Here is a 383-nt window from a genome sequence, read left to right on the forward strand (position 1 = left end):
CGACGTGCCGGTGGAGGCGGACGAGATCGAGGCGTTGATGCGCGGCTGAGCGCGGCCGGGGGGCGGAGCGGGCAACAGGGTCGGGCCCGCATGAAACCGCCATGTAACCGCTTCCGTGCCAGAATTGAAACCGGATTACATCGAACCCCCGCACATTCAATCAGGAGACACCCCCATGCGCATCCGCCGAGCCACCAAGATCGTCGCCACCCTGGGGCCCGCGTCGAGCGATCCGGTCCTGCTGGAGCGGATGATCGCCATGGGCGTGAACGTAGTGCGGCTCAACTTCAGCCACGGCACGGCGCAGGACCACATCGACCGCGCCGAGAAGGTGCGTGCCGCGGCCCAGCGCGCGGGCCGCGAGGTGGCGATCATGGCGGACC

The 383-nt window shown here is 68.7% G+C and carries 1 protein-coding gene; it reads left to right on the plus strand.

The window, feature by feature from the left end; all coding sequences use genetic code 11:
• Positions 1 to 175: 175 nt before the first annotated feature.
• The coding region (locus tag GVL52_RS32785) for a pyruvate kinase (RefSeq protein ID WP_244619363.1) at positions 176 to 383 on the plus strand (208 nt) is incomplete at its 3' end.

It is taken from the genome of Rhizobium sp. 18055, assembly GCF_902706285.1.
In the GTDB taxonomy this organism is placed as follows: Bacteria; Pseudomonadota; Alphaproteobacteria; order Rhizobiales; family Rhizobiaceae; genus Rhizobium.